This window comes from Azospirillum sp. ST 5-10 (assembly GCF_051225715.1).
In the GTDB taxonomy this organism is placed as follows: Bacteria; Pseudomonadota; Alphaproteobacteria; order Azospirillales; family Azospirillaceae; genus Azospirillum.
Map to the genome: position 1 here is coordinate 248,780 of NZ_JBPJSP010000002.1, position 21,160 is coordinate 269,939.

General features: G+C 71.5%; 23 protein-coding genes. 20 read left to right on the forward strand and 3 right to left on the reverse strand.

What is annotated here, in order from left to right; translation table 11 throughout:
- Positions 1-4 precede the first annotated feature (4 nt).
- From ACSBPG_RS03475 to glpK, 3 genes are all read left to right on the forward strand, one after another.
- The gene (locus tag ACSBPG_RS03475; protein ID WP_435535713.1) at positions 5-277 is read left to right on the forward strand and encodes a DUF2160 domain-containing protein; all 273 of its coding nucleotides are present in this window, start codon (positions 5-7) and stop codon (positions 275-277) included.
- Positions 278-344: 67 nt separating this feature from the next.
- Positions 345-2,114 carry an ABC transporter substrate-binding protein gene (locus ACSBPG_RS03480; protein WP_435535714.1) on the forward strand — a complete coding sequence of 590 codons (1,770 nt, stop codon included), beginning with the start codon at positions 345-347 and terminating at the stop codon, positions 2,112-2,114.
- Positions 2,115-2,230: 116 nt separating this feature from the next.
- Complete coding sequence (gene glpK, locus ACSBPG_RS03485) at positions 2,231-3,754, forward strand: glycerol kinase GlpK (RefSeq protein WP_435535715.1); 1,524 nt, start codon at positions 2,231-2,233, stop codon at positions 3,752-3,754.
- Here glpK and ACSBPG_RS03490 read toward each other — a convergent pair.
- A complete protein-coding gene (locus tag ACSBPG_RS03490) occupies positions 3,736-3,942 on the reverse strand; it encodes a hypothetical protein (RefSeq protein ID WP_435535716.1) in 207 nt (68 codons plus the stop codon). The two genes, glpK and ACSBPG_RS03490, sit on opposite strands and share 19 nt — an antisense overlap.
- A gap of 407 nt (positions 3,943-4,349) precedes the next feature.
- On the opposite strand from ACSBPG_RS03490, the gene ACSBPG_RS03495 reads away from it, so the two are divergent.
- The 11 genes from ACSBPG_RS03495 to ACSBPG_RS03545 all read left to right on the forward strand — a co-directional run bounded on the left by ACSBPG_RS03495 (position 4,350) and on the right by ACSBPG_RS03545 (position 13,944).
- Positions 4,350-5,006, forward strand: coding sequence for a flagellar hook assembly protein FlgD (locus tag ACSBPG_RS03495; RefSeq protein ID WP_435535717.1), 657 nt, complete (start codon positions 4,350-4,352; stop codon positions 5,004-5,006).
- Positions 5,007-5,033: 27 nt separating this feature from the next.
- Complete coding sequence (gene flgE / locus ACSBPG_RS03500) at positions 5,034-6,305, forward strand: flagellar hook protein FlgE (RefSeq protein ID WP_435535718.1); 1,272 nt, start codon at positions 5,034-5,036, stop codon at positions 6,303-6,305.
- Positions 6,306-6,315: 10 nt separating this feature from the next.
- Positions 6,316-6,570 (forward strand): hypothetical protein, encoded by a 255-nt coding sequence (locus tag ACSBPG_RS03505; protein WP_435535719.1) that lies wholly within the window; start codon positions 6,316-6,318, stop codon positions 6,568-6,570.
- Positions 6,571-6,589: 19 nt separating this feature from the next.
- Positions 6,590-7,069: a hypothetical protein gene (locus ACSBPG_RS03510; protein WP_435535720.1), complete on the forward strand. Its 480-nt coding sequence runs from the start codon at positions 6,590-6,592 to the stop codon at positions 7,067-7,069.
- A 27-nt stretch (positions 7,070-7,096) separates the two neighbouring features.
- Positions 7,097-8,821 carry a flagellar hook-associated protein FlgK gene (gene flgK / locus ACSBPG_RS03515; protein WP_435535721.1) on the forward strand — a complete coding sequence of 575 codons (1,725 nt, stop codon included), beginning with the start codon at positions 7,097-7,099 and terminating at the stop codon, positions 8,819-8,821.
- Between the two features lie 10 nt (positions 8,822-8,831).
- On the forward strand, positions 8,832-9,743 hold the full coding sequence (locus ACSBPG_RS03520; RefSeq protein WP_435535722.1) for a flagellin: 912 nt from the start codon (positions 8,832-8,834) through the stop codon (positions 9,741-9,743).
- A gap of 144 nt (positions 9,744-9,887) precedes the next feature.
- A complete protein-coding gene (locus ACSBPG_RS03525) occupies positions 9,888-10,712 on the forward strand; it encodes a flagellin (protein WP_435535723.1) in 825 nt (274 codons plus the stop codon).
- A 72-nt stretch (positions 10,713-10,784) separates the two neighbouring features.
- Positions 10,785-12,488 (forward strand): flagellar filament capping protein FliD, encoded by a 1,704-nt coding sequence (gene fliD / locus ACSBPG_RS03530; protein ID WP_435535724.1) that lies wholly within the window; start codon positions 10,785-10,787, stop codon positions 12,486-12,488.
- 44 nt (positions 12,489-12,532) lie between these two features.
- Positions 12,533-13,054 (forward strand): flagellar export chaperone FliS, encoded by a 522-nt coding sequence (fliS, locus tag ACSBPG_RS03535; RefSeq protein WP_435535725.1) that lies wholly within the window; start codon positions 12,533-12,535, stop codon positions 13,052-13,054.
- A complete protein-coding gene (locus ACSBPG_RS03540; protein WP_435535726.1) occupies positions 13,014-13,664 on the forward strand; it encodes a sigma-70 family RNA polymerase sigma factor in 651 nt (216 codons plus the stop codon). The genes fliS and ACSBPG_RS03540 overlap by 41 nt, the downstream gene beginning before the upstream one ends.
- Positions 13,654-13,944 (forward strand): hypothetical protein, encoded by a 291-nt coding sequence (locus ACSBPG_RS03545; protein ID WP_435535727.1) that lies wholly within the window; start codon positions 13,654-13,656, stop codon positions 13,942-13,944. The genes ACSBPG_RS03540 and ACSBPG_RS03545 overlap by 11 nt, the downstream gene beginning before the upstream one ends.
- 29 nt (positions 13,945-13,973) lie before the next feature.
- Here ACSBPG_RS03545 and ACSBPG_RS03550 read toward each other — a convergent pair whose 3' ends face one another.
- Positions 13,974-15,851 carry a tetratricopeptide repeat protein gene (locus ACSBPG_RS03550; protein ID WP_435535728.1) on the reverse strand — a complete coding sequence of 626 codons (1,878 nt, stop codon included), beginning with the start codon at positions 15,849-15,851 and terminating at the stop codon, positions 13,974-13,976.
- Positions 15,852-15,980: 129 nt separating this feature from the next.
- On the opposite strand from ACSBPG_RS03550, the gene ACSBPG_RS03555 reads away from it, so the two are divergent.
- The 6 genes from ACSBPG_RS03555 to ACSBPG_RS03580 all read left to right on the forward strand — a co-directional run bounded on the left by ACSBPG_RS03555 (position 15,981) and on the right by ACSBPG_RS03580 (position 20,482).
- Complete coding sequence (locus ACSBPG_RS03555; RefSeq protein ID WP_435535729.1) at positions 15,981-16,613, forward strand: RNA polymerase sigma factor; 633 nt, start codon at positions 15,981-15,983, stop codon at positions 16,611-16,613.
- 2 nt (positions 16,614-16,615) lie between these two features.
- A complete protein-coding gene (locus ACSBPG_RS03560) occupies positions 16,616-17,056 on the forward strand; it encodes a hypothetical protein (RefSeq protein ID WP_435535730.1) in 441 nt (146 codons plus the stop codon).
- Positions 17,053-17,514: a periplasmic heavy metal sensor gene (locus ACSBPG_RS03565; protein WP_435535731.1), complete on the forward strand. Its 462-nt coding sequence runs from the start codon at positions 17,053-17,055 to the stop codon at positions 17,512-17,514. The genes ACSBPG_RS03560 and ACSBPG_RS03565 overlap by 4 nt, the downstream gene beginning before the upstream one ends.
- 748 nt (positions 17,515-18,262) lie before the next feature.
- Positions 18,263-19,336 (forward strand): class 1 fructose-bisphosphatase, encoded by a 1,074-nt coding sequence (locus ACSBPG_RS03570; protein ID WP_435535732.1) that lies wholly within the window; start codon positions 18,263-18,265, stop codon positions 19,334-19,336.
- A gap of 14 nt (positions 19,337-19,350) precedes the next feature.
- Positions 19,351-20,226, forward strand: a complete 876-nt coding sequence (locus ACSBPG_RS03575) for a phosphoribulokinase (protein ID WP_435535733.1) — start codon at positions 19,351-19,353, stop codon at positions 20,224-20,226.
- 79 nt (positions 20,227-20,305) lie between these two features.
- Positions 20,306-20,482, forward strand: a complete 177-nt coding sequence (locus ACSBPG_RS03580; protein WP_435535734.1) for a hypothetical protein — start codon at positions 20,306-20,308, stop codon at positions 20,480-20,482.
- Positions 20,483-20,485: 3 nt separating this feature from the next.
- Here ACSBPG_RS03580 and ACSBPG_RS03585 read toward each other — a convergent pair whose 3' ends face one another.
- Positions 20,486-21,136, reverse strand: a complete 651-nt coding sequence (locus ACSBPG_RS03585) for a DsbA family oxidoreductase (protein ID WP_435535735.1) — start codon at positions 21,134-21,136, stop codon at positions 20,486-20,488.
- Positions 21,137-21,160: the final 24 nt, after the last annotated feature.

Sequence of the window (21,160 nt, forward strand, 5' to 3'; positions counted from 1 at the left end):
CCCCATGGAATGGATGGCCTGGACCTGGCCGACCGCCGCCTTCTTCGCCACCATCGCGCTGATGCTGGCGGGCATGACCGTGTGGCAGGCGCTGTCGCCCTCGGTGGAACGCCGCGGCCTGCTGCCGATGCCGACGACGCGCGGCGACCGGCTGTTCATCGGCCTGCTCGGCAGCGCCTATCTGCACCTGGGCTGGCTGGTGCTGGCGGACGCCAGCCTGTGGTGGGCGCTCGCCCTGTCGCTCGTCTGGATGATCGCCGTGATGCGCTACGGGTGACCCCCGGGCGCTGGTCAACCAAAACAAGAAACCACACCCCATAACCCGTTCAAGGAGGAAACAGAAGATGACGGTTGTTCACGGGAGGAAGCTGCGGCGCACCCTCGCCGGCACGGTGCTGGCGGGCACGCTGGGCTTCGTGCTTCTGGCGTCCGGTCCGGTGTCGGCGCAGGACGTCGCACAGTTCCGCGCCGCCGCCCAGCGCTGGATCGACCAGGAGTTCCAGCCTTCGTCGCTCTCCAAGGAGGAGCAGATGAAGGAGATGGACTGGTTCATCAAGGCGGCCGAGCCGTTCCGCGGCATGGAGATCAACGTCGTCTCCGAGACCATCACCACCCACGAGTACGAGGCCAAGACGCTGGCCCGGGCCTTCAGCGAGATCACCGGCATCAAGCTGAAGCACGACCTGATCCAGGAAGGCGACGTCATCGAGAAGCTGCAGACGCAGATGCAGTCGGGCCGCAACGTCTATGACGCCTACGTCAACGACAGCGACCTGATCGGCACCCATTTCCGCTACGGCGCGGTGGTGCCGCTGTCCGACTTCATGGCCGGCGAGGGCAAGGAGGTCACCCTGCCGACCCTCGACGTCGACGACTTCATCGGCAAGAGCTTCACCACCGGCCCCGACGGCAAGCTCTACCAGCTGCCCGACCAGCAGTTCGCCAACCTCTACTGGTTCCGCGCCGACTGGTTCGCCCGCCCCGACCTGAAGGAGCGCTTCAAGGCCAAGTACGGCTACGATCTCGGCGTGCCGATGAACTGGTCGGCCTACGAGGACATCGCCGACTTCTTCACCAACGACGTGAAGGAGATCGACGGGGTGCGGGTCTACGGCCACATGGACTACGGCAAGAAGGACCCGTCGCTGGGCTGGCGCTTCACCGACGCCTGGCTGTCGATGGCCGGCGCCGGCGACAAGGGGCTGCCCAACGGCAAGCCGGTGGACGAGTGGGGCATCCGCGTCGAGGGCTGCAACCCCGCGGGCTCCTCGGTCAAGCGCGGCGGCGACACCAACGGGCCGGCGTCGGTCTACGCGCTCACCAAGTACATCGACTGGCTGAAGAAGTACGCCCCGCCCGAGGCCCAGGGCATGACCTTCTCGGAGGCCGGCCCGGTCCCCGCCCAGGGCAACGTCGCCCAGCAGATCTTCTGGTACACCGCCTTCACCGCCGACATGACCAAGCCGGGCCTGCCGGTGGTCAACGCCGACGGCACGCCGAAATGGCGGATGGCGCCGTCGCCGCACGGCGCCTACTGGGAGGAGGGCATGAAGCTCGGCTACCAGGACACCGGCTCCTGGACGCTCCTGAAGTCGACGCCGCTGGAGCGCCGCAAGGCGGCCTGGCTCTACGCCCAGTTCACCGTGGCCAAGTCGACCTCGCTGAAGAAGACCATGGTCGGCCTGACGCCGATCCGCGAGTCGGATCTGCAGACCCAGGCGATGACCGAGATGGCGCCGAAGCTCGGCGGGCTGGTCGAGTTCTACCGCAGCCCGGCGCGCGTCTCCTGGACCCCCACCGGCACCAACGTGCCCGACTATCCCAAGCTGGCGCAGCTGTGGTGGCAGAACGTCGCCGAGGCGGTGACCGGCGAGAAGACGCCGCAGCAGGCGATGGACAGCCTGGCCGAGGCCCAGGACGCCGTCATGGCCCGCCTGGAGCGCGCCGGCGTGCAGGGCGAGTGCGGGCCGAAGCTGAACAAGGAGCAGGACGCCAGCTTCTGGTTCGACCAGCCGGGCGCGCCCAAGCCGAAGCTGGAGAACGAGAAGCCCAAGGGCGAGACGATCGCCTACGACGCGCTGATCCAGGCGTGGAAGGAAGGCCGCGCCCGTTGACGCCGGCGCCTCTCCCCCCGATCCTCGGCTGACGACCTCGGGGTGGCCTCGGCCACCCCGCCTTTTTCGAGCCCCGGGGCGGCCGTGGCCACCCCGCCCTTGCCCAAAGGTGTTCCATGACCGGCCCGGCCCGCCATCTCCTGGCCATCGACCAGGGCACGACCTCGACCCGCGCCATCGTCTTCGCCGTCGACGGCACGGCCCGCGCCACGGCACGGCGCGAGTTCCCCCAGCACTACCCCGACGACGGCTGGGTGGAGCACGATGGCGAGGACATCTGGCGCGACACCGTCGCGGTGGTGCGCGAGGCGCTCGACCGCGCCGGGCTGGTCGCCGCCGACGTGGCGGCGCTGGGCATCACCAACCAGCGCGAGACCGTCGTCCTGTGGGACCGCGCGACCGGCGAGCCCGTGCACCGCGCCGTCGTCTGGCAGGACCGCCGCACCGCCGGGTTCTGCCGGGACCTGCTGCGCGACGGCGCCGAGCCGGAGATCCGTGCCCGCACCGGGCTGGTGGTCGACGCCTATTTCTCCGCCTCCAAGCTCGCCTGGCTGCTCGACCACGTGCCCGGCGCGCGGGCCCGGGCGGAGCGCGGCGAGCTGGCCTTCGGCACCATCGACAGCTTCCTGCTGTACCGCCTGACCGGCGGGCGGGTGCACGCCACCGACGCCACCAACGCCTCGCGCACCATGCTGTTCAACATCCACACGCAGGCGTGGGACGACGAGCTGCTGCGCCTCTTCGACGTGCCGCGCGCCGTCCTGCCGGAGGTCCGCGACAGCAGCGCCGACTACGGTGCCACCGACCCGGCGCTGTTCGGCGCGTCCATTCCGATCTGCGGGGTGGCCGGCGACCAGCAGGCCGCCATGGTGGGCCAGGCCTGCTTCACGCCCGGCATGGTCAAGTCGACCTACGGCACCGGCTGCTTCGCCCTGCTCAACACCGGCGGGCGGCCGGTGGATTCCGCCCACCGCATGATCACCACCGTCGCCTACCGCCTCGACGGCCGCCCCACCTACGCGCTCGAAGGGTCGATCTTCGTCGCCGGCGCGACGATCAAGTGGCTGCGCGACCGCCTGGGCGTCATCGACAGCGCCGCGCACACGGCGGAACTGGCGGTGACGGTGCCCGACAGCCACGGCGTCGTCCTGGTGCCGGCCTTCGTCGGCCTCGGCGCGCCCTACTGGGATCCCCACGCCCGCGCCTCGATCCAGGGCCTGACCCTGGACGCCGGGCCCGAGCACATCGCCCGCGCCGCCCTGGAGGCGGTCGCCTTCCAGACCCGCGACCTGCGCGACGCCATGGCCGCCGACAGCGAGGCCGCGCCGCAGACCCTGCGGGTGGACGGCGGCATGGTGGTGAACGACTGGCTGTGCCAGTTCCTCGCCGACATGCTGGACGCGCCCGTGGAGCGCCCGGCGGTCACCGAGACGACGTCGCTGGGGGCGGCCCTGCTGGCCGGCCTGCGCACCGGCCTCTACGACGGGCTGGAGGGGGCAGGCGGGCTGGCCGCCACCTGGACCTGCGAGCGCCGCTTCGAGCCGCGCCTCGACCCGGCCCGCCGCACCGCCCTCTACGACGGCTGGCGCCTGGCCGTGGAGCGGGTGCGCTGGCCGGGGGATCAGCGGCAGCGGTCGTAGAAGGCGGCGTAGCCGCCGATGGCGACCGCCAGCCCGATCAGCGTCTTCAGGCCGGCCAGCGCCGGCATGTAGAGCGACAGGAAGGCCGCGGCACCGCCCGCCAGGAAGGCCACCAGCGCCAGGGTGCCGCAGGTCATCTTCGGCCGGCGCGGTGGCGGGGAGCGGCGGAGGTGGTGGATCTGGGCCATGGCGGGCTCGGCAGCGGTGAGGTCCGGTCGGGCCACTATGCGCAGCCGCCGCCGCTCGGGCAAGAGAGGGATCGGGGCAGCGCCGATCCACGGGGACGACCGCTCCGGGCCGTACCGGACCCTCCGGGGTGGTCCGGCCCCCGCCAGCGTCCGTTCTTCTGCGCCGGAACGGCGCCCGCGCGGCATCCGCCGCTCCCCCCGAAGCGGCATCCGCCGCTCCCCCCGAAGCGGCATCCGCCGCCCCCCTGAAAAAAAGTGCGCCAGCTTTTCGCCGGCGCCGCGTGGATAGCTTCGGAACGGGACGGCACGGCGCTTCGCCGATGCCACCCGACAGCGAACAAACACCTCCTGTCGACGCGGAAGCCTCGGACTTCCGCGAACGGGATGCTGCACCCCGGAGACCGTCCATGCAGGTCGACACCACCAGCGCCTCGACGTACACGGCGTCCTCGACCAAGAGCTCGTCGGCATCCCTGGTCGAGAACTACGAGTCCTTCCTGACCCTGCTGCTCAAGCAGCTCGAGGTGCAGGACCCGACCGACCCGGTCGACGCCGCGGAATACACCAGCCAGCTGGTCCAGCTCGCCTCGCTCGAGCAGGAGGTGGCCAACGGCGACAAGCTCGACACCCTCAACAGCGCCGTCGCCCAGCTCGGCGCCGGCACCGCCGCCCTCGGCTACCTCGGCCGCTCGGTGGAGGCCGAGGGCGACACCACCGCGCTGCAGGACGGCGCCGCCACCTGGGCCTACGACCTCGACGGCACGGCGGACTCGGTGACGCTCACGGTCACCGACGAGGACGGGAACGTCGTCTACAGCGCCGAGGGCGAGACCGCCAAGGGCAGCCACTCCTTCACCTGGGACGGCACCGGCAGCGACGGCACCGCCTACACCTCGGGCAACTTCACCCTGTCGGTGAAGGCGCTCGACGACGGCGGGGAGGCCGTCGGCAGCGAGACCCGCATCAAGGGCAAGGTGACCTCGGTCGACACCTCCGACGGCACGACCACGCTCGGCATCGGCGGCGTCGACGTCGCCATCGACGACGTCGTCTCCCTCTCCTGATCCCCCTTGCCAGCGACAGGTGCGACCATGGGCATCTCCAGCGCGCTCTACACCGCCACCTCCGGCCTCAAGGCCCAGAGCAAAGCGCTCAGCTCGATCTCCAGCAACATCGCCAACTCCAGCACGGTCGGCTTCAAGAGCACGGGCACCACCTTCACCTCGTACCTCAACAAGACGACGACGGTGGACACCCAGACCGGCGGGGTGCTGGCCGGCAACTACCGCTCGATCAACCAGCAGGGTGACGTCCAGGCGAGCACCGTCACCTCCAACCTGGCGATCAACGGCGACGGCTTCTTCGTCGTGTCGGACGACACCGGGAACGGCGACGTGCTGTTCACCCGCAACGGCTCCTTCGAGCCCGACGCCGACGGCTACCTGTCGAACAGCGACGACGTCTATCTCTACGGCTGGGCGCTCGACGAGAACGGCGACATCATCGCCAAGAACACGTCGTCACTGGACAGCCTGGAGGCGATCAACGTCACCGACATCAAGGGCACGCCCAAGGCGACCACGGAAACGTCGATCGACGGCAACCTGCCGTCCGACGCCGCGGTCGGCGACACCTTCGCCTCCGACATCGAGGTGTTCGACTCCCTCGGCAACAGCCATTCCGTCACCTTGACGTGGGAGAAGACGGCCGACAACACCTGGGAGGTGAGCGCCGCCGACCCGACCCTGTCGTCGGACTCCAGCGCCACCTCGGGCACCATCGCCGGCTTCCCCGTCACCGTCTCGTTCAACACCGACGGCTCGCTGGCCTCCACCAACCCCAATCCGGCCAGCTTCTCCGTCACCGGCTGGAGCACGGGCGCCACCGACAGCGCGGTCGCGCTCGACCTCGGCACGGCCGGCGGCGCCGACGGGCTGACCCAGTACGCCTCGGGCGAGGACACGCCGTCGGTGGACCTGGAGAGCGACCAGGACGGTTACGAGCCGGGCACTCTGACCGGCACCGAGATCGACGAGAACGGCATCGTCCGCGCGGTGTTCGACAACGGCGAGACGCGGGCGATCTACCAGATCCCCATCGCCACCTTCGCCAACGCCAACGGCCTCGCCAGCGAGACCGGCAGCATCTTCAGCGCCACCGCGGCGGCCGGCGCCTACCAGCTGCGCACCGCCGGCGACGGCAAGGCGGGGACGATCACCGCCAGCGCGCTGGAAAGCTCCACCGTCGAGCTGACCGACGAGTTCAGCCGCATGATCGTCGCCCAGCAGGCCTACACCGCCGCCTCCAAGGTGGTGACGACGGCCCAGGACATGATCGACACCCTGCTGTCCAGCAAGCGGTGAGGAGGACGCCATGGCCACCGCCACCGACCTCGTCGCCGACGAGAAGCGCCTGATGGGCGACCTGCGGCGCCTGGGCGGGCTGGTCGCCCGCCACCGCGCCGGCGCGGACGACCCGGCCCTGCGGCTCGCCCTGATCGACGAGCTCCTCCAGCTGCGCCGCCGCCTGCGGACGGCCCGGGACGGCGTCGCCGTCCTGCTGCGCCGCACCGCGGCGGCGCGCACCGCGACCTCGGCCTACGGCCGGGTCGGCGCCCTGCGGCGCTGACGCCGGAGAGGGAACCGCCATGACGCCGACCCCGCGCACCCGCCCCGCCGACACCGTCCGCCTCGACCCGGTGGAGGTCGTGGAGCGGTTCGCCGCCGCCCTGAACGGCCACGCCGACCGCGCCGCGCGCGCCGTCGCCGAAGGCCGGGCGCGCGACGCCCTGCTGGCCGCCGGTGCCATGCAGATGCTGCTGAAGGCGCAGGCCGACATGCTGCGCGAGGCGCTGGGAGCGGCGCGCAGCAAGCGCGTGCCGCCCGCCGTCCGCGCCGCCGTCCGCGCCGCCGCCGACGGCGCCGCCGACGGCGCCCTGGCGCCGGCGCAGCGGGCGCTGGCCACCCTGCGGACCGGCGCCCGGGTGGCGCGGACGCGCCAGGCGGCGATCGGCGACGCGCTGCGGGCGACCGCGGCCGCCCGCGCAAGCCGGCCCGGCCCCGTCGGCTACAACGCCGCCGGCGGGCACGGCACGGCGCTGCGCCAGTCCGTGCGGATCACCGTCTGAAACCCGGTCGCCACTCGGAGACGTGCCATGTCCCTGCGCATCGCCGGCAGCATCGCCACCTCCGCCCTGCGGACGAACGAAGTCGGCCTGGCCGTCGCCTCGTCCAACGTCGCCAACGTGGACACCGAGGGCTACACCCGCAAGACGGCGACCGTCGCCGCGACCAACACCGGAACCGGGATCTCCGGCGTCGACGTCACCGCCATCGGCAGCACGGTCGACGCCTATCTGCTGAAGTCGCTGATGGCGGCGCAGTCCGACCTCGGCTACGCGCAGACGACGGCCGACTATCTCGGCCGCTACCAGGAGACCCTGGGCGGCACCGAGTCCGACACCACGCTGGCCGACGCCTTCGACGACCTGGCGGACTCGCTGGCGACGCTCGCCACCTCGCCGGAGAGCGAGAGCGCCAGCGCGGTGGCGGTGCAGGATCTCGAGGAACTGGCATCCGAACTGCGGTCCGCGTCGGCGACCGTGCAGGAGCTGCGCAACCAGGCGGACGACGAGATCGCCACCACGGTCGACCGCATCAACACGAACCTGGAGACGATCGACGACCTCAACGACCGGATCGTCAAGGCCAAGGCGCTGGGGCAGGACACCAGCGACCTGGAGGACCAGCGCACTCTGGCGTTGCAGTCGCTCTCCACCGACATCGGCATCAGCTACCAGACCGAGTCCAGCGGGCGCGTCCGGGTGTACACGTCCTCCGGCACCGCCCTGGTCGATTCCACGGTGCACGAGCTGGCCTACACCCCGGCCGCCACGGTCAGCGCCACCACCACCTTCTCCGCCATCACCATCGGCGGCAAGGACGCCGGCGGCGCCGTCTCCTCGGGCACGCTCGGCGCGCTGGTCACCCTGCGCGACGAGACCCTGCCGGCGCAGCAGGCGGCGCTCGACGAGCTGGCGACGACCCTGATGGACACCTTGAACGGCATCCACAACGCCGGCACCGCGGTGCCGGCGCCGCAGACCCTGACCGGGACGCGGACGGTGAGCGGCGGCGACGCCTTCAGCGCGACCGGCACGCTGCGCGTGGCGGTGACGAACGCCGACGGCGAGGCCGTCGAGGTGCTCGACCTCGACCTGTCGGGCTACGCCACCGTCCAGGAGGCGGTCGACGCCATCAACGGCATGGGGTCGCTGTCCGCCTCGATCTCGGCCGACGGCAAGCTGGTGCTGCAGGCCGACGATCCGGCCAACGGCGTGGCGCTGGTCGGCACCGACGACGCGGTGGGGGCGGACGGCGAGGGGTTCTCCGCCTATTTCGGCCTGAACGACCTGCTGACCGGCACCGGGGCCGCCGACCTCCGGGTCGCCGACGCCATCGCCGCCGACAGCGCGCGGTTGGCGACCGGCACCCTGTCCGCCGCGGCCGGGCTGGCGGCGGGCGACACCGCCGTGACCAGCGGCGACGCGACGACGGCGCAGGCGCTGAGCGCCGCCCTGTCGGCCTCGGTGGCGTTCGACGCCGCCGGCGGCTTGGCGGCGCGCACCGAGAGTTTCGCCTCCTACGCCGGCGACATCGTCCAGGCCGCGGCCACCGCGGCCAGCAAGGCCGACGCCGCCCTGGAGGACCAGGAGGCCTATGCCGGGGCGATCGCCTCCGACATCGCGTCGCAGAGCGGCGTCAATCTCAACGAGGAACTGGCGGCGATCGAGGCCCTGCAGACGGCCTACGACGCGGCCGCCGCCGTCATGAACGCGGTGCAGGAGATGTTCGACACCGCTTTGGACATGGTTGGATAGGGAAGCAGTCATGGAACGGATCGCCACCCACAACCACCAGAACCAGCTCGTCCAATACATGCTGAAGGCCGAGGCGCGCGTCGCCGAGGTGCAGGTCCAGGCGTCGACCGGACTGAAGTCCACGGACTTCAAGGGCGTCGCCGACGACAGCGGCCGCATCGTCGACCTGGAAAGCTACTACCGCCGGTCCGAGCGGTACGTCGACGAGGGCGAGGTGGTCAACGGGCGCATCGAGGCGATGCACGACGCGGTCGGCGGCATGATCGACCTGACGACGCAGCTGCGCAGCCTGGTCACCAGCCTGCAGGGGTCCGGCAGCGCCGCCGCCGAGAGCATCAAGACCGAGGCGCAGGGCCTGCTGGAGGAGTTCGCCGCCCTCCTCAACACCCAGCAGGAGGGGCGCTACCTGTTCGGCGGGTCGCGCACCGACCAGGCGCCGGTGAGCGTCGACGCCGCCGACTATCCCGCGGCGACCACGCCGTCCTCCGCCGACACCAGCTACTACAGCGGCGACGGCACGATCTCCTATTTCCAGGCCTCCGACGAGCTCATCGTCGAATACGGCGTCACCGCCGCCGACCCGGCGTTCGAGCAGGCGCTGCGCGCCCTCAACCTGATCGCCAACATGGACACGGACCCGGTCGATTCCGACCTGCTGGCCGAAGCCTACGACCTGTCCGACGAGGCGGCCGACGGGCTCACGGTGGTGCAGACCAAGCTGGGCGCCGCGTCGGAGACCCTGGAGCGCACCATCGACCGCCACGTCGAGGAGCAGCTGGTCCTGCAGACCCAGGTGGACGACCTGCGCAGCGTCGACCTCGCCGAGGCGACGGTGCGCCTGTCGCAGCTCCAGGCCTCGCTGGAGGCCACCATGAGCCTGATGAAGGTCCTCGAGGAGACGAATCTCAGCCAGTACCTGTGAGCGGCGCCCGGTCCGGCGATCCGCCGAAAATCCTGCGCCAGCTTTCGGCGCGTGGCGCGTGAGATCCAGAGAGGGCCGGGCGGACGGCCCGTCCACAGCCGCCGGGGGCATCCTTCCAGCCCCCGCAGATCCAGGAGGCCCATCATGCCTGTCATCTCCACCAACACGGCCGCCAACTCGGCGCTGCGCTACCTCAACATCAACTCCGAGAACCAGACCGCCTCGGTGTCGAAGATCGCCAGCGGCTCGCGCATCACCAAGGCGTCGGACGACGCCGCCGGTCTCGCCGTCGGCACCTCGCTGCTGTCGGACGTCACCGTGCTGAACCAGGCCGCTACCAACGCGGCCAACGGCTCGTCGATCCTCCAGGCCGCCGACGGCGGCATGGCGCGCATCTCCGACATCGTCCAGCGCATGCGCTCGCTGGCCACCCAGGCCCTGTCGGGCACCGTCACCGACACCGAGCGCGGCTATCTCGACGCCGAGTACCAGCAGCTCCTGGAGGAAATCGACGGCATCGCCTCGGGCACCCGCTTCAACGACGAATCCCTGCTGGACGGGACGACGAGCTGGACGAGCGGCATCGATTTCCGCGTCGGCACCAACAGCGCCGACACCATCAACGTCACCATCTCCGACGTCACCACCACCGGCCTCGGCATCAACGGCGGCGACATCGGCACGACCGCCACCGCGTCGGCCGCCCTCACCGCCCTCGACACCGCCGTCACCTCCCTGTCGACCGCCCGTGCCGACGTCGGTGCGCTGATCTCGCGCTTCGAGTTCCGCGGCGAGATGCTGGCCACCACCATCGAGAACACCGAGGCCGCACAGTCCGCCATCATGGACGTCGACGTCGCCGCCGAGCAGTCGAAGCTGGCCTCGACCAAGGTGCTGACCCAGGCGGCCATCGCCGTGCTGTCGCAGGCCAACGAGATGCCGCAGAACCTGCTGTCGCTGCTCCGCTAACGCGCTGCGCCGGCGGCGCTCCGCCGCCGCCGGCGCTGCCGCTTCTTCACGTCCGGCCGCGGGGCCCGTGCCATGACGACCATCACCAGCACCACGACGACGTCCGCCAGCTCGACCGGCAGCGCCGCGCTGACCGCCGCCGATTCCGGCACCGGGCTGGACTACGACGCGCTCATCGAAGCGGCGGTCGCCCAGCGGCTGGTGCCGGCCGACCGCATCGAGACGACGATCACCGAGAACGAGGCGAGGATCGCCGCCTACACCGAGCTGCAGACGCTGCTGCTGGCCGTCAACGATTCCCTCGACGGCCTGCGCAACCGCGGCGAGTCGACGGGAGCGGACGAGAATCTGTTCGACACCCGGACCGCCTACCTGTCGGGTGGCGGCTCGACCTCGGCCGACGACGTGCTGGCGGTGAGCGTCGAGGACGGCACGGAAACCGGCATCTACAGCGTCGAGGTGGTGCAGCTCGCCACCCGCCACAAGATCGGCGCGGCGACGACCTCGAGCCAGACCGCTGCCCTCGGCCTCAGCGGCACCCTTTCCGTCGGCGTCGCCGGCGGCACCGCGGTCGCCGTCGCCGTCGACGCCGACATGTCGCTGGCCGACCTGCGCGACGCCATCAACGACGAGAGCGACACCACCGGCGTCAAGGCGAGCATCGTCCAGGTGTCGGCGGGCGAGTACCAGCTCATCCTCACCGCCACCGACACCGGCCAGGAGATCGCCCTCGACGATTCCGGCAGCGGCCTGACGGCCGGCCTCGGCTTCACCGACGCCGACGGCGCCTTCGCCAACGAGCTGGTGGCGGTCCAGGACGCCATCATCAAGGTCGACGGCGTCACCATCACCCGCGACAGCAACACCATCGACGACGCCGTCGAGGGGATCAGCTTCGATCTCTACAGCGCCCTTCCCGGCGAGACCATCAACGTCGAGGTCTCGGCCGATCTCGCCGAGATCAAGACCGCCATCACCGACTTCGTCGACGCCTACAACGCCCTGCGCGCGTTCGTGCTGACCCAGCAGGCGACGAGTTCGGACGGCACGGCCGGCGCGGACGCGACCCTGTTCGCCGACAGCCTGCTGCGCCAGATCAACGCCGCCGTCTACGACGCCCTCAACACCAGCGTCACCACCGCGGACGGCGACGTGCTGTCGCTGGCGACGCTCGGCCTGTCGTTCGACAGCGACGACAACACGCTGGAGCTCGACGAGACCGCCCTCAACGAGGCGCTCACCGACAACCTGGAGGATGTTCGGCTCCTGCTCGGGCTGAACATGACGGCGTCTTCGAACGATTTGCAGCTGCTGCGCTACGACAGCGGCACCGTGCGCGACACGTCGTTCTCGCTGGACATCGCCGTCGACGACGACGGGAACCTGGTTTCGGCCTCCGTCGACGGCGACTCCTCGCTGTTCGAGATCAGCGACAGCCGCATCATCGGCGTCGAGGGCTCGGCCTACGAGGGGCTCGTCTTCGTCTACACCGGCAAGTCCGCCACCGTGGACGTGTCGTTCTCGAATGGCCTCGCCGAGCTGATGTACTCCGCCATCGACGGGGTGGCGAACGCGGACGACGGCTCCATCACGGAGATCGTCGAGCAGATCGAGGACAACAACGCCACCCTGGAGGCGCGGGTCGAGCGCATCCAGGAAAGCGCCGAGACCTACCGCAGCTATCTCACCGCCTACTACGCGCGTCTCGAAGCGGCGGCCGAGGAGGCGAAGATCCTCCTGGAGCAGCTTCAATACAGCGACGACGACGACGACTGACCGGGGCGTTCCCGCCCGAACGCCGGCCCTCGAGGACCAACGCCATGCCCAACCACACCCTGACCAAGGCGATGTCCGCCTATGCCGCCGCCAACAGCATGGTGCCGCCGCTCATCGCGGTGGCGCGGCTGTACGAGCGGGCGATGACCCACCTGCACATGGCGCGCGAAGCGGCCCGTGCCGGCTGGTTCGAGGATCACTTCCGCGGCGTCGAACGCGCCATCACCATCATGGCCGCGCTCGATTCCGTGCTCGACATGGAAAAAGGCGGCGAGGTCGCGCAGGTGTTGCGGCGCTTCTACCGTATACTCATGGTGCAGGCCGGGCTGGCCGCCGCCCGCAAGGACCCGGTGGCCGCGACCGACGCCGTCATCCGCCAGCTTGAGCCCATGGCGAAGGCTTGGCAATCCATCGCCGCGCAACGCGGCCCCCTCTCCACCGCCGCAGAACGCGGCGGGGTTTCCGACGCATCCGGGGCGCGGGCCAAAGGGTCCCACACCGCCGCGGTGGGGAGACCGAACGATCATGAGCACGGCGGTGCAACTCGAGCGGCGTGGCGAGTGTGAGGTGTCGGCGCCGCAGGTGGACGTGCGGGTCTGCGACGACCGGCCCGAGGACTCCGACGAAGCGCTGATGGCGCGCATCCGCGGCGGCGACCAGGACGCCTACCGCCGCCTGGTGCACCGCCACCTGAAGCGGACCTACGCGCTGGCCCGCCGCGTCAGCGGCAGCGACAGCGAGGCCGAGGACATCGTGCAGGACGTCTTCCTGCAGGTCTGGCAGCGGCGCGTCCAATGGTCCGACCAGGGCGCGCGCTTCACCACCTGGCTCTACCGGGTCGTCGTCAACCGCTGCATCGACCACAAGCGGCGGCCGGTGAACGAGGAGCTGGACGCCGTGGAGGAGCCGGCGGCCCAGGGCGCCGACGCCGTCCACACGATCCAGCGCCACCAGGTCGCCGCCCGCCTGCAGGACGCCCAGCGCAGGCTGCCGCCCCAGCAGCGGGTCGCGCTGACGCTGTTCTACTATGAGGGCCTCAGCAACGCCGACATCGCCTCGGCTATGCAGATCAGCGTGACTGCGGTAGAGTCGCTGCTCAAACGCGCGCGCCAGCAACTCCGGGTCCTGCTGCGCGCCAGCGCCCAGGCGGCCAGGGATGCCTTTGATGACGGATGACGAGTTCCGCGCGCTGCTCGACCGCCACGGCGCCGACCTGGGTGCGTGGCCGGCCGGGGCGGCGCGCGAGGCCCGGCGTCTCCTGGCCCGCTCGACCGACGCCCAGGCGATGCTGGACGAGATGGTCGGGATCGAGCTGGCCCTGTCGGCGCGCGAGCCCGGTCCCCCGGCCGATCTCGCCGAGCGGATCTTCGAAAAGGCGTTCGGACGCCCGTCGGCCGACGCCGGCCGCCCCGCCGGACCGCCGCCCGCCGGACCGCCGCCGCCACGCCGGAACTGACCGGCGACCAGCCCGTACCGGATCGCCCGTCACTGGGGGCGCCGCCGCCGGCCGGCCTCGTCCGGCCGTGTCGCGGCGTGCGCCGACGCGGCGACGCGGCGCACCGCCTCGGCGATCCGCCGCAAGGCGCCGGCGGCGCCGTCGTGGCCGGGCGGGAACACGCGCATGGTCGGATACCAGGGACGGACGACGGTGCCGAGATGGGTCCAGTCGCGATCGCTGAAGCGCCAGACCGGGACGCCCAGCGCCCCCGCCAGTTCGCCCACCGAATTGGCCGGGGCGATCACCAGGTCGAGGTTGGCGATGAGCGCCGCCGTGCTCTCGAAGTCGTTCTTCAGGTCGACCGGCTCCAGGCGGCCCTTGTGGGCGGCGACCATCTGGTGGATGCGCACGCCGAAGCGGTCCTCGGCCCGGGCGATCTCGGCGCGCGCGTCGTCGTACTGCAGGTTGATGAAGAGAATGCCCGGCACCGCGAACAGCGGCCCCCACCCGTCGAGCGGCAGGTACGCCCATTGCCGGTCCAGCGCCATGTTCTGGCTGCGCCAGCTGATGCCGACGCGCAGCGCCCCGCCCATCCGGTCGAGCCGCTCGCGCCAGTCGAGCGTGCGCATGTGGTCGGCGAACAGCCACGCCGCACGGGGCGGGAAGGACGCCAGGTCCGGGCGCAGCCGGCGGGGCAGGGAGCCGGCGGGGACGTGGACGTCGCAGTCCACCACCTCCACCACCGGCTGGCCGCGGGCCGGCTGCTCGGCGCGGACGGTGGCGTGCGGGAACGAACGCTGGAACAGGGAGACCAGCCGGTGATCGCATTCGATGACGGTGTGCTCCGCCGCGCGGATGGCGTCGGCATAGCAGGAGGCGAACAGGAACTCGTCGCCCACCCCCTGTTCGCGCCAGACGAACAGGCGCTTGCCGGCCAGCGGCTCGCCGGTCCATTCCGGGATGGCGAAGCGGCGCCGGCGGCCGGCCCGGCCGGCCTCGAACCGGCAGGCATAGCCGGCCCAGCCGGCCTGCGGCCGGCCCCGTTCCAAGTCCAGCAGGCCGCGGTTGAAACGGGCGAGCGGGTGGCCGGGGGATGCGGCGGCGGCGCGGTCCAGCCAGCGCTCCGGCCGCCGGCCGCCGCCCCACCATTCGGCCAGGCCGAGGGTGCACAGGGCGTCCGGCAGCGCCGGCGCCACCGCCAGCGCCAGGCGGCAGGCCCGGCGCGCCTCGTCGAACCGCCGCTGCCCGCACAGCACGTAGGCGCGGACGGCGTGCAGCGGAGCGTGCAGCGGCGCCAGCGCCAGGCCGCGCCGCAGCAGCGCGTTCGCCTCCGCCATGCGCTGGGCGTCGCGCCGCGCCGCACCCAGGTTGGCGAGCGCGTCCACCGAGGCGGGGTCCAGGGCCAGCGCCACCTCCCAGCAGCGCACCGCCGCCGCGGGCGTCCCCGCCGCCTTGAGGGCGTTGCCCAGAGCGTTCCACGCCGCGGCGATGCCGCCGTCGCAGGCGAGCGCCCGGCGGTACCAGCGGATCGCCCCGGCGGGGGAGCCGTGGCCCATCGCCATGAGGCCGAGGTTGACCAGCGCCGGCGCGTGGTCAGGCGCGGCGGCCAGGACGTTGGCGAAGCAGGCCGTGGCGGCTGCCGACCGGCCGGCGCCGCGCAGCAGGACGCCCAGCGTGTTGCGGGACTCCACGTCCCCGGGCCGCAGCTGCAGGGCGACGGCGAGGCTGGCCGCGGCTTCGCCGACCCGGCCGACGCGCTGGCACGCGTCGGCCAGCAGCACGCGCAGCTCCGGCACCCGCGGCTGCAGGGCCACGGCGCGGCGGTACGCGCCGACCGCGAGGTCGACCCGGCCGATGCCCTCCAGCGTCTGGCCGAGCTGCAACGTCGCCACCACGGGATCCGCGGCCGGAGCGCCTGCCGTCATGATGTGTCACCCTGGAGAAAGATCCTGTCCTGTCCGGTGGTACGGACGACCGGCTCCACCGCCTGCGGCCGGCGGCGAAAAAAACTCGGGCGGGACCGCAGGAGACGGTGGGGCGGCCCGTATCATGGGGTGACACGAAAGGATGGCGACGACGGGTATGCGCCGCGAACGACCAAGGATGCTCGGGTGAGGTCCTTCGACGATGCCGATGACGAGGAACTGATGGCCGCCGCGGCCGCCGGCGACCGGGCCGCCTTCGACGCCCTGTCGCGCCGGCACCTGCGGCGCAGCATCGCCCTGGCCTATCGTGTCGTGCGCAACGCCAACGACGCCGAGGAGGTGGTGCAGGACGCCTTCCTGCAGATCTGGACGCATGCCGACCGCTGGCGGGCCGACGGCACCCGCTTCTCGACCTGGCTGTACCGGATCGTCGTCAACCGCGCCATCGACTACCGCCGCCGCCGCACCTTCGCCCCCATCGAAACGGTGGGGGAGATGGAGGACCCCGACGGCGGCATCGAGGAGCGGCTCGCCGACCGCGAGGCCGGTGCGGTGGTCGCCGCCGCCATCGCCGAACTGCCGGAGCGCCAGCGGGCGGCGTTGAGCCTTTGCTATTATCAGGAGATGAGTTGTTCCGAAGCTTCGCAGGTCCTGCAGGTTTCGGTCTCGGCCATGGAAAGTCTGCTGGTCCGTGCCCGGCGAACGCTGCGTGCCCGGCTCGCCCCCTTGCTTCCCCCGACCCGTCAGAAGGACGGCCCTTAGCCATGACACTCAAAGAGTTCAAGCACTACACGGACCTCTACGGCGGCGATCTGCGCCGTTGGCCCGACAGCCGGGCGGCCGACGCCGCCACCCTTCTCGCCACCTCCGACGAGGCAGCGGCCATCCTGGCGGAGGCCGTGGCCCTGGACGGCCTGCTCGACACCGCCGCGCCGCGGGTGTCGGCCGCCGCGGTGAACCGCGTCGCCGCCGGCATCGCCGCCCGGATCGACGCCGCGCCGGCGCGCCGCACGCCTCCCTGGTTCATGGTCCCGCCACCGGTCCGCCTGTGGCCAGCCGCGGGGGTTCTCGCCGTGTCCGCCCTGGCGGGATTCCTCGTCGTGTCCCAGGCGGTCCTGCCGCTCGCCACGGCCACCATGGCCGGCCCGCAGGGCTTGTCGGACGTGCTGGTGGCCGGCGGCGGCTACTGGGGCACCATCCAATGAGCGTGACGACCGTGGGCCGCCGCTGGCCGTGGTACCTGCTGATCGCCTCGCTGGCCGCCAACATGCTGCTGATCGGCATTTTCGTCGGCCAGCTCATGCACTGGGGCCCGCCGCCGCCGCCGCCGCCCGGCCCCGAGCGTCGGCTGGCCCACTTCGTGGACCGGGTCGCCGAGGTGCTGTCGCCGGCCGACGCCAGTGTTCTGCGCGAGACCTTCGAGGCGAAGCGGTCGCTGCTCCGCCAGCAGGAGGACAACCGCGACGCCTTGCGCCGCGCCGTCGAGCGGGCGCTGAGCGGCGACACCTACGACGCGCAGGCGCTGGCCGACGCGTTCGCGCGGTTCCACGCGGCCGACGACGAGCTGAGCCGGCAGGTCGACGCCGCCGTGGTGGACGTGCTCGGCCGGCTCTCCGCCGAGGGGCGCCAGACGCTGGCGGACTTCCGTTTCCGCGGGCCCTGACCGGGCCCCCGCGGACGCGGCAAGGAAGCGCTTGGCGTACGGGCCGCGGTCGGATAAACTGTCCTCCATGACGAACGCGATCCGCCCCGCGGGGGTGTCCGCCGTTTCGGCGCGGGCATCCCGATATTTTGGCCGCTGGTTTCGACCGGCGGCATAGGATCGCGCACACTCGTCGCCGACCCCGAAGCCGCCCGATACTGCAGCGGCTTCCTTGCGCGACGCACCATCCTCGGCATCGACCATGCGGTTTCGGGCGGCCTCACAACCCAGAGAGGCCAGCCATGTTCGATTTCGATGTCGTCACCGGACCCACCCAGCCGCCCCGCCCGCCCAAGGATGCGCCCAAGGGGAGTTCCGCCGCGCCGCCGCGCGCCGAGGCTCCGCCGCCTCCGGCCCCCCGGAGCAACGGGCACTGATCCCGTGGACCGCCCGCGACAAGCCCTTCTCCCGCCGGGGGAAGGGCTTTTTTCACGGGCCGGAAAGGGGGTGCGACATTCTGCCGCACCTCTCCTGGCGTGCAGGGGAGCGCCCGTGCCACCCTGGCCCGGCACGCCCACCCGCGGCGGGCCTTCGCTCCGACGGCCCGCACCGTCGGGGCAGGCGGGATGCCGCACCAGCCTGCCCGATCGGGCAGGATGTTGGTTTGCGAAACCAATTGCCGGGGCGGCCGCTCCGTATTAGCCAGACCTCATGAGAAGACGCGCGCACGCCGCCAGTGTGCATCACGGAGCCGAGCCGGGAGGACGCCATGCCGATCACCGAGCATCCCACCATCGCCCAGTATCTCCTTCAGGAGAAGCGCACGCGCGGCACCTTCGGCACCGATCTGGTCCAGCTCCTCCTCGACGTCGCCCAGGCCTGCAAACGGATCTCGCGGACCGTCGCCGCCGGCGCGCTGCGCGAGGTGCTGGGCAAGCTCGACGCCGTCAACGTGCAGGGCGAGACCCAGCAGAAGCTCGACGTGCTGAGCGACCAGATCTTCCGCCAGCGCACCGAGTTCGGCGGCCACGTCGCCGCCGTCGCCTCGGAGGAGCAGGAGCAGCCGGTGCCGGTGCCCGAGCACTACCCGCGCGGCGACTTCCTGCTGCTCTACGACCCCTTGGACGGCTCCTCCAACATCGACGTCAACGTCTCGGTGGGCAGCATCTTCTCGGTGCTGCATGCGCCGCGCCCGGGCGAGCCGGTGGTGGCGGAGGATTTCCTGCAGCCCGGGGCGCGCCAGGTGGCGGCGGGCTACGCCATCTACGGGCCCTCGACCATGCTGGTGCTGAGCGTCGGTGCCGGCGTCCAGGGCTTCACGCTCGATCCCGTGATGGGCGACTTCGTGCTGACCCATCCCAACCTGACGATCCCGGCGGCGACCCGGGAGTTCGCCGTCAACGCCTCCAACAGCCGGTTCTGGGAGGCGCCGGTGAAGCGCTACGTCGAGGAGTGCATGGCCGGCGCCGAGGGGCCGCGCGGCAAGGACTTCAACATGCGCTGGATCGCCTCGCTGGTGGCGGAGGTGCACCGCATCCTGATGCGCGGCGGCGTCTTCCTCTATCCCCGCGACAGCCGGGCGGTGTCGCGCGACGGCCGCCTGCGCCTGATGTACGAGGGCAACCCCATGTCGCTGCTGGTGGAGCAGGCGGGCGGCCTGTCGACCACCGGCACGGAGCGGGTGCTCGACCTCGTTCCCACCGGCCTGCACCAGCGGGTGCCGCTGATCCTCGGGTCGGCCGAGGAGGTCGAGCGCATCCAGGCCTACCACCGCTTCGCCGCCGAGCCGGTGCTCGACACCCCGCTGTTCAACGCCCGCGGCCTGTTCCGCACGGCCCAATAAGAGGTGCGCATCCCATGTCCGAGAAGCATCCGATCATCGCCATCACCGGCTCGTCGGGAGCCGGCACCACGTCGGTGACCCGCACCTTCCAGGAGATCTTCCGGCGCGAATCCGTCGCCGCCGCCATCATCGAGGGCGACAGCTTCCACCGCTACGACCGCACCGAGATGAAGCAGGAGATGGCGCGGCGCCTCGGCGACGGCGATCCCACCTTCAGCCATTTCGGGCCCGACTCGAACCTGTTCGAGGAGCTCGAGCGCCTCTTCCACACCTACGCCGAGAGCGGCACCGGCCTGCGCCGCAAGTACCTGCACGACGAGGCGGAGGCCCGGCCCTACGGCCAGCCGCCCGGCACCTTCACCGACTGGGAGGAACTGCCGCCCAGCGACATGCTGTTCTACGAGGGGCTGCACGGCGCCGTCGCCACCGACGCGGTGGACGTCTCGCGCTACCCCGACCTGAAGATCGGCGTCGTGCCGGTGGTGAACCTGGAGTGGATCCAGAAGATCCACCGCGACAAGGCGACCCGCGGCTACTCGACCGAGGCGGTGACCGACACCATCCTGCGGCGCATGCACGACTACGTCCACTACATCTGCCCGCAGTTCACCCGCACCCACGTGAACTTCCAGCGCGTGCCGACGGTGGACACCTCCAACCCCTTCATCGCCCGCCACATCCCGACGGCGGACGAGAGCTTCGTGGTGATCCGCTTCGCCAACCCCAAGGGGATCGACTTCGCCTATCTGTTGAGCATGATGCACGACAGCTTCATGTCGCGCGCCAACACCATCGTCGTCCCCGGCGGCAAGATGGAGATGGCGATGCAGCTCATCTTCACCCCCTTCATCTGGCGGCTCATGGAGCGGCGCAAGCGGGCGCTGGGGTGATCGGGCGGCGCCGGCGCGGCAACCAAGCGGGATCTCGGCTGTTTCACCAGGACGGAACGCCACCGCCGAGGACGCCGCCATGCCGATCCTGCTGTTCGTCATCCTGGTCATCCTGATCGCCCAGTTCGGCTTCTGGGACACGCTGCAGGGCGTGTTCGGCGCCGTCGGCATGGTGATCCTGCTGGTCGCCCTGATCGCCGGCGCCGCCTGGGCGGCGCTGCGCCTCGCCTACCGCCGGGTGCGCGGCGGCCGGTGAGGGTCAGTCGGCGGCCGAGCTGACCACTGCCTCGTCGACCGCCAGGTCGAGCAGCGGCAGGAAGCTGGCCGGCTCCTGGGCGCCGGACAGCGCGAAGCGGCGGTTGAAGATGTAGCACGGCACCGCCTGCAGGCCGAGCTGGCGGGCCAGGGTGTCGGCGCTGCGCACCGCCGCCGTCTCCGCGTCGGTGGCCAGCATCGTCTTCACCTCGCGGACGTCGAAGCCGAGCCCGGCGGCGGTGGCGGCCAGGGTGTCGCGGTCGCCGATGTCGAGCCCCTGGGTGAAGTAGGCGGCGAACAGCGCGTCGGCCATGGCGTCGCCGCGGCCGTGGCGGGCGGCGAAGCGAACGGTGCGGTGGGCGTCGAAGGTGTTGGGGGTGCGGCGGATGCGCTCCAGCGCCAGGGCCAGCCCGTCCCGCTCGGCCGTCTCCTCGACCACGGCGTAGATCTGCCGCGCCCGCTCCGGCCCGCCGAACTTCGCCGCGAGGTAGGCGTCGCGGTCCATGCCGCCGCGCGGCATGTCGGGGTTGAGCTGGAACGGCTGCCAGCGCAGCTCCGGGCGCAGCCGCGGCCGGCTGTCCAGGGCGCGCCGCAGCCGGTGCTTGCCGATGTAGCACCAGGGGCAGATCAGGTCGGCGAAGGTCTCGATGAGCATGGCCGCCACTATCCCCCAACCGCG

Bases quoted from the DNA above. Each gene is read 5' to 3' on its own strand.
- ACSBPG_RS03475 (WP_435535713.1), top strand. From the start codon at position 5: ATGGAATGGATGGCCTGGACCTGGCCGACCGCCGCCTTCTTCGCCACC.
- ACSBPG_RS03480 (WP_435535714.1), top strand. From the start codon at position 345: ATGACGGTTGTTCACGGGAGGAAGCTGCGGCGCACCCTCGCCGGCACG.
- glpK (WP_435535715.1), top strand. From the start codon at position 2,231: ATGACCGGCCCGGCCCGCCATCTCCTGGCCATCGACCAGGGCACGACC.
- ACSBPG_RS03490 (WP_435535716.1), bottom strand. From the start codon at position 3,942: ATGGCCCAGATCCACCACCTCCGCCGCTCCCCGCCACCGCGCCGGCCG.
- ACSBPG_RS03495 (WP_435535717.1), top strand. From the start codon at position 4,350: ATGCAGGTCGACACCACCAGCGCCTCGACGTACACGGCGTCCTCGACC.
- flgE (WP_435535718.1), top strand. From the start codon at position 5,034: ATGGGCATCTCCAGCGCGCTCTACACCGCCACCTCCGGCCTCAAGGCC.
- ACSBPG_RS03505 (WP_435535719.1), top strand. From the start codon at position 6,316: ATGGCCACCGCCACCGACCTCGTCGCCGACGAGAAGCGCCTGATGGGC.
- ACSBPG_RS03510 (WP_435535720.1), top strand. From the start codon at position 6,590: ATGACGCCGACCCCGCGCACCCGCCCCGCCGACACCGTCCGCCTCGAC.
- flgK (WP_435535721.1), top strand. From the start codon at position 7,097: ATGTCCCTGCGCATCGCCGGCAGCATCGCCACCTCCGCCCTGCGGACG.
- ACSBPG_RS03520 (WP_435535722.1), top strand. From the start codon at position 8,832: ATGGAACGGATCGCCACCCACAACCACCAGAACCAGCTCGTCCAATAC.
- ACSBPG_RS03525 (WP_435535723.1), top strand. From the start codon at position 9,888: ATGCCTGTCATCTCCACCAACACGGCCGCCAACTCGGCGCTGCGCTAC.
- fliD (WP_435535724.1), top strand. From the start codon at position 10,785: ATGACGACCATCACCAGCACCACGACGACGTCCGCCAGCTCGACCGGC.
- fliS (WP_435535725.1), top strand. From the start codon at position 12,533: ATGCCCAACCACACCCTGACCAAGGCGATGTCCGCCTATGCCGCCGCC.
- ACSBPG_RS03540 (WP_435535726.1), top strand. From the start codon at position 13,014: ATGAGCACGGCGGTGCAACTCGAGCGGCGTGGCGAGTGTGAGGTGTCG.
- ACSBPG_RS03545 (WP_435535727.1), top strand. From the start codon at position 13,654: ATGACGGATGACGAGTTCCGCGCGCTGCTCGACCGCCACGGCGCCGAC.
- ACSBPG_RS03550 (WP_435535728.1), bottom strand. From the start codon at position 15,851: ATGACGGCAGGCGCTCCGGCCGCGGATCCCGTGGTGGCGACGTTGCAG.
- ACSBPG_RS03560 (WP_435535730.1), top strand. From the start codon at position 16,616: ATGACACTCAAAGAGTTCAAGCACTACACGGACCTCTACGGCGGCGAT.
- ACSBPG_RS03565 (WP_435535731.1), top strand. From the start codon at position 17,053: ATGAGCGTGACGACCGTGGGCCGCCGCTGGCCGTGGTACCTGCTGATC.
- ACSBPG_RS03570 (WP_435535732.1), top strand. From the start codon at position 18,263: ATGCCGATCACCGAGCATCCCACCATCGCCCAGTATCTCCTTCAGGAG.
- ACSBPG_RS03575 (WP_435535733.1), top strand. From the start codon at position 19,351: ATGTCCGAGAAGCATCCGATCATCGCCATCACCGGCTCGTCGGGAGCC.
- ACSBPG_RS03580 (WP_435535734.1), top strand. From the start codon at position 20,306: ATGCCGATCCTGCTGTTCGTCATCCTGGTCATCCTGATCGCCCAGTTC.
- ACSBPG_RS03585 (WP_435535735.1), bottom strand. From the start codon at position 21,136: ATGCTCATCGAGACCTTCGCCGACCTGATCTGCCCCTGGTGCTACATC.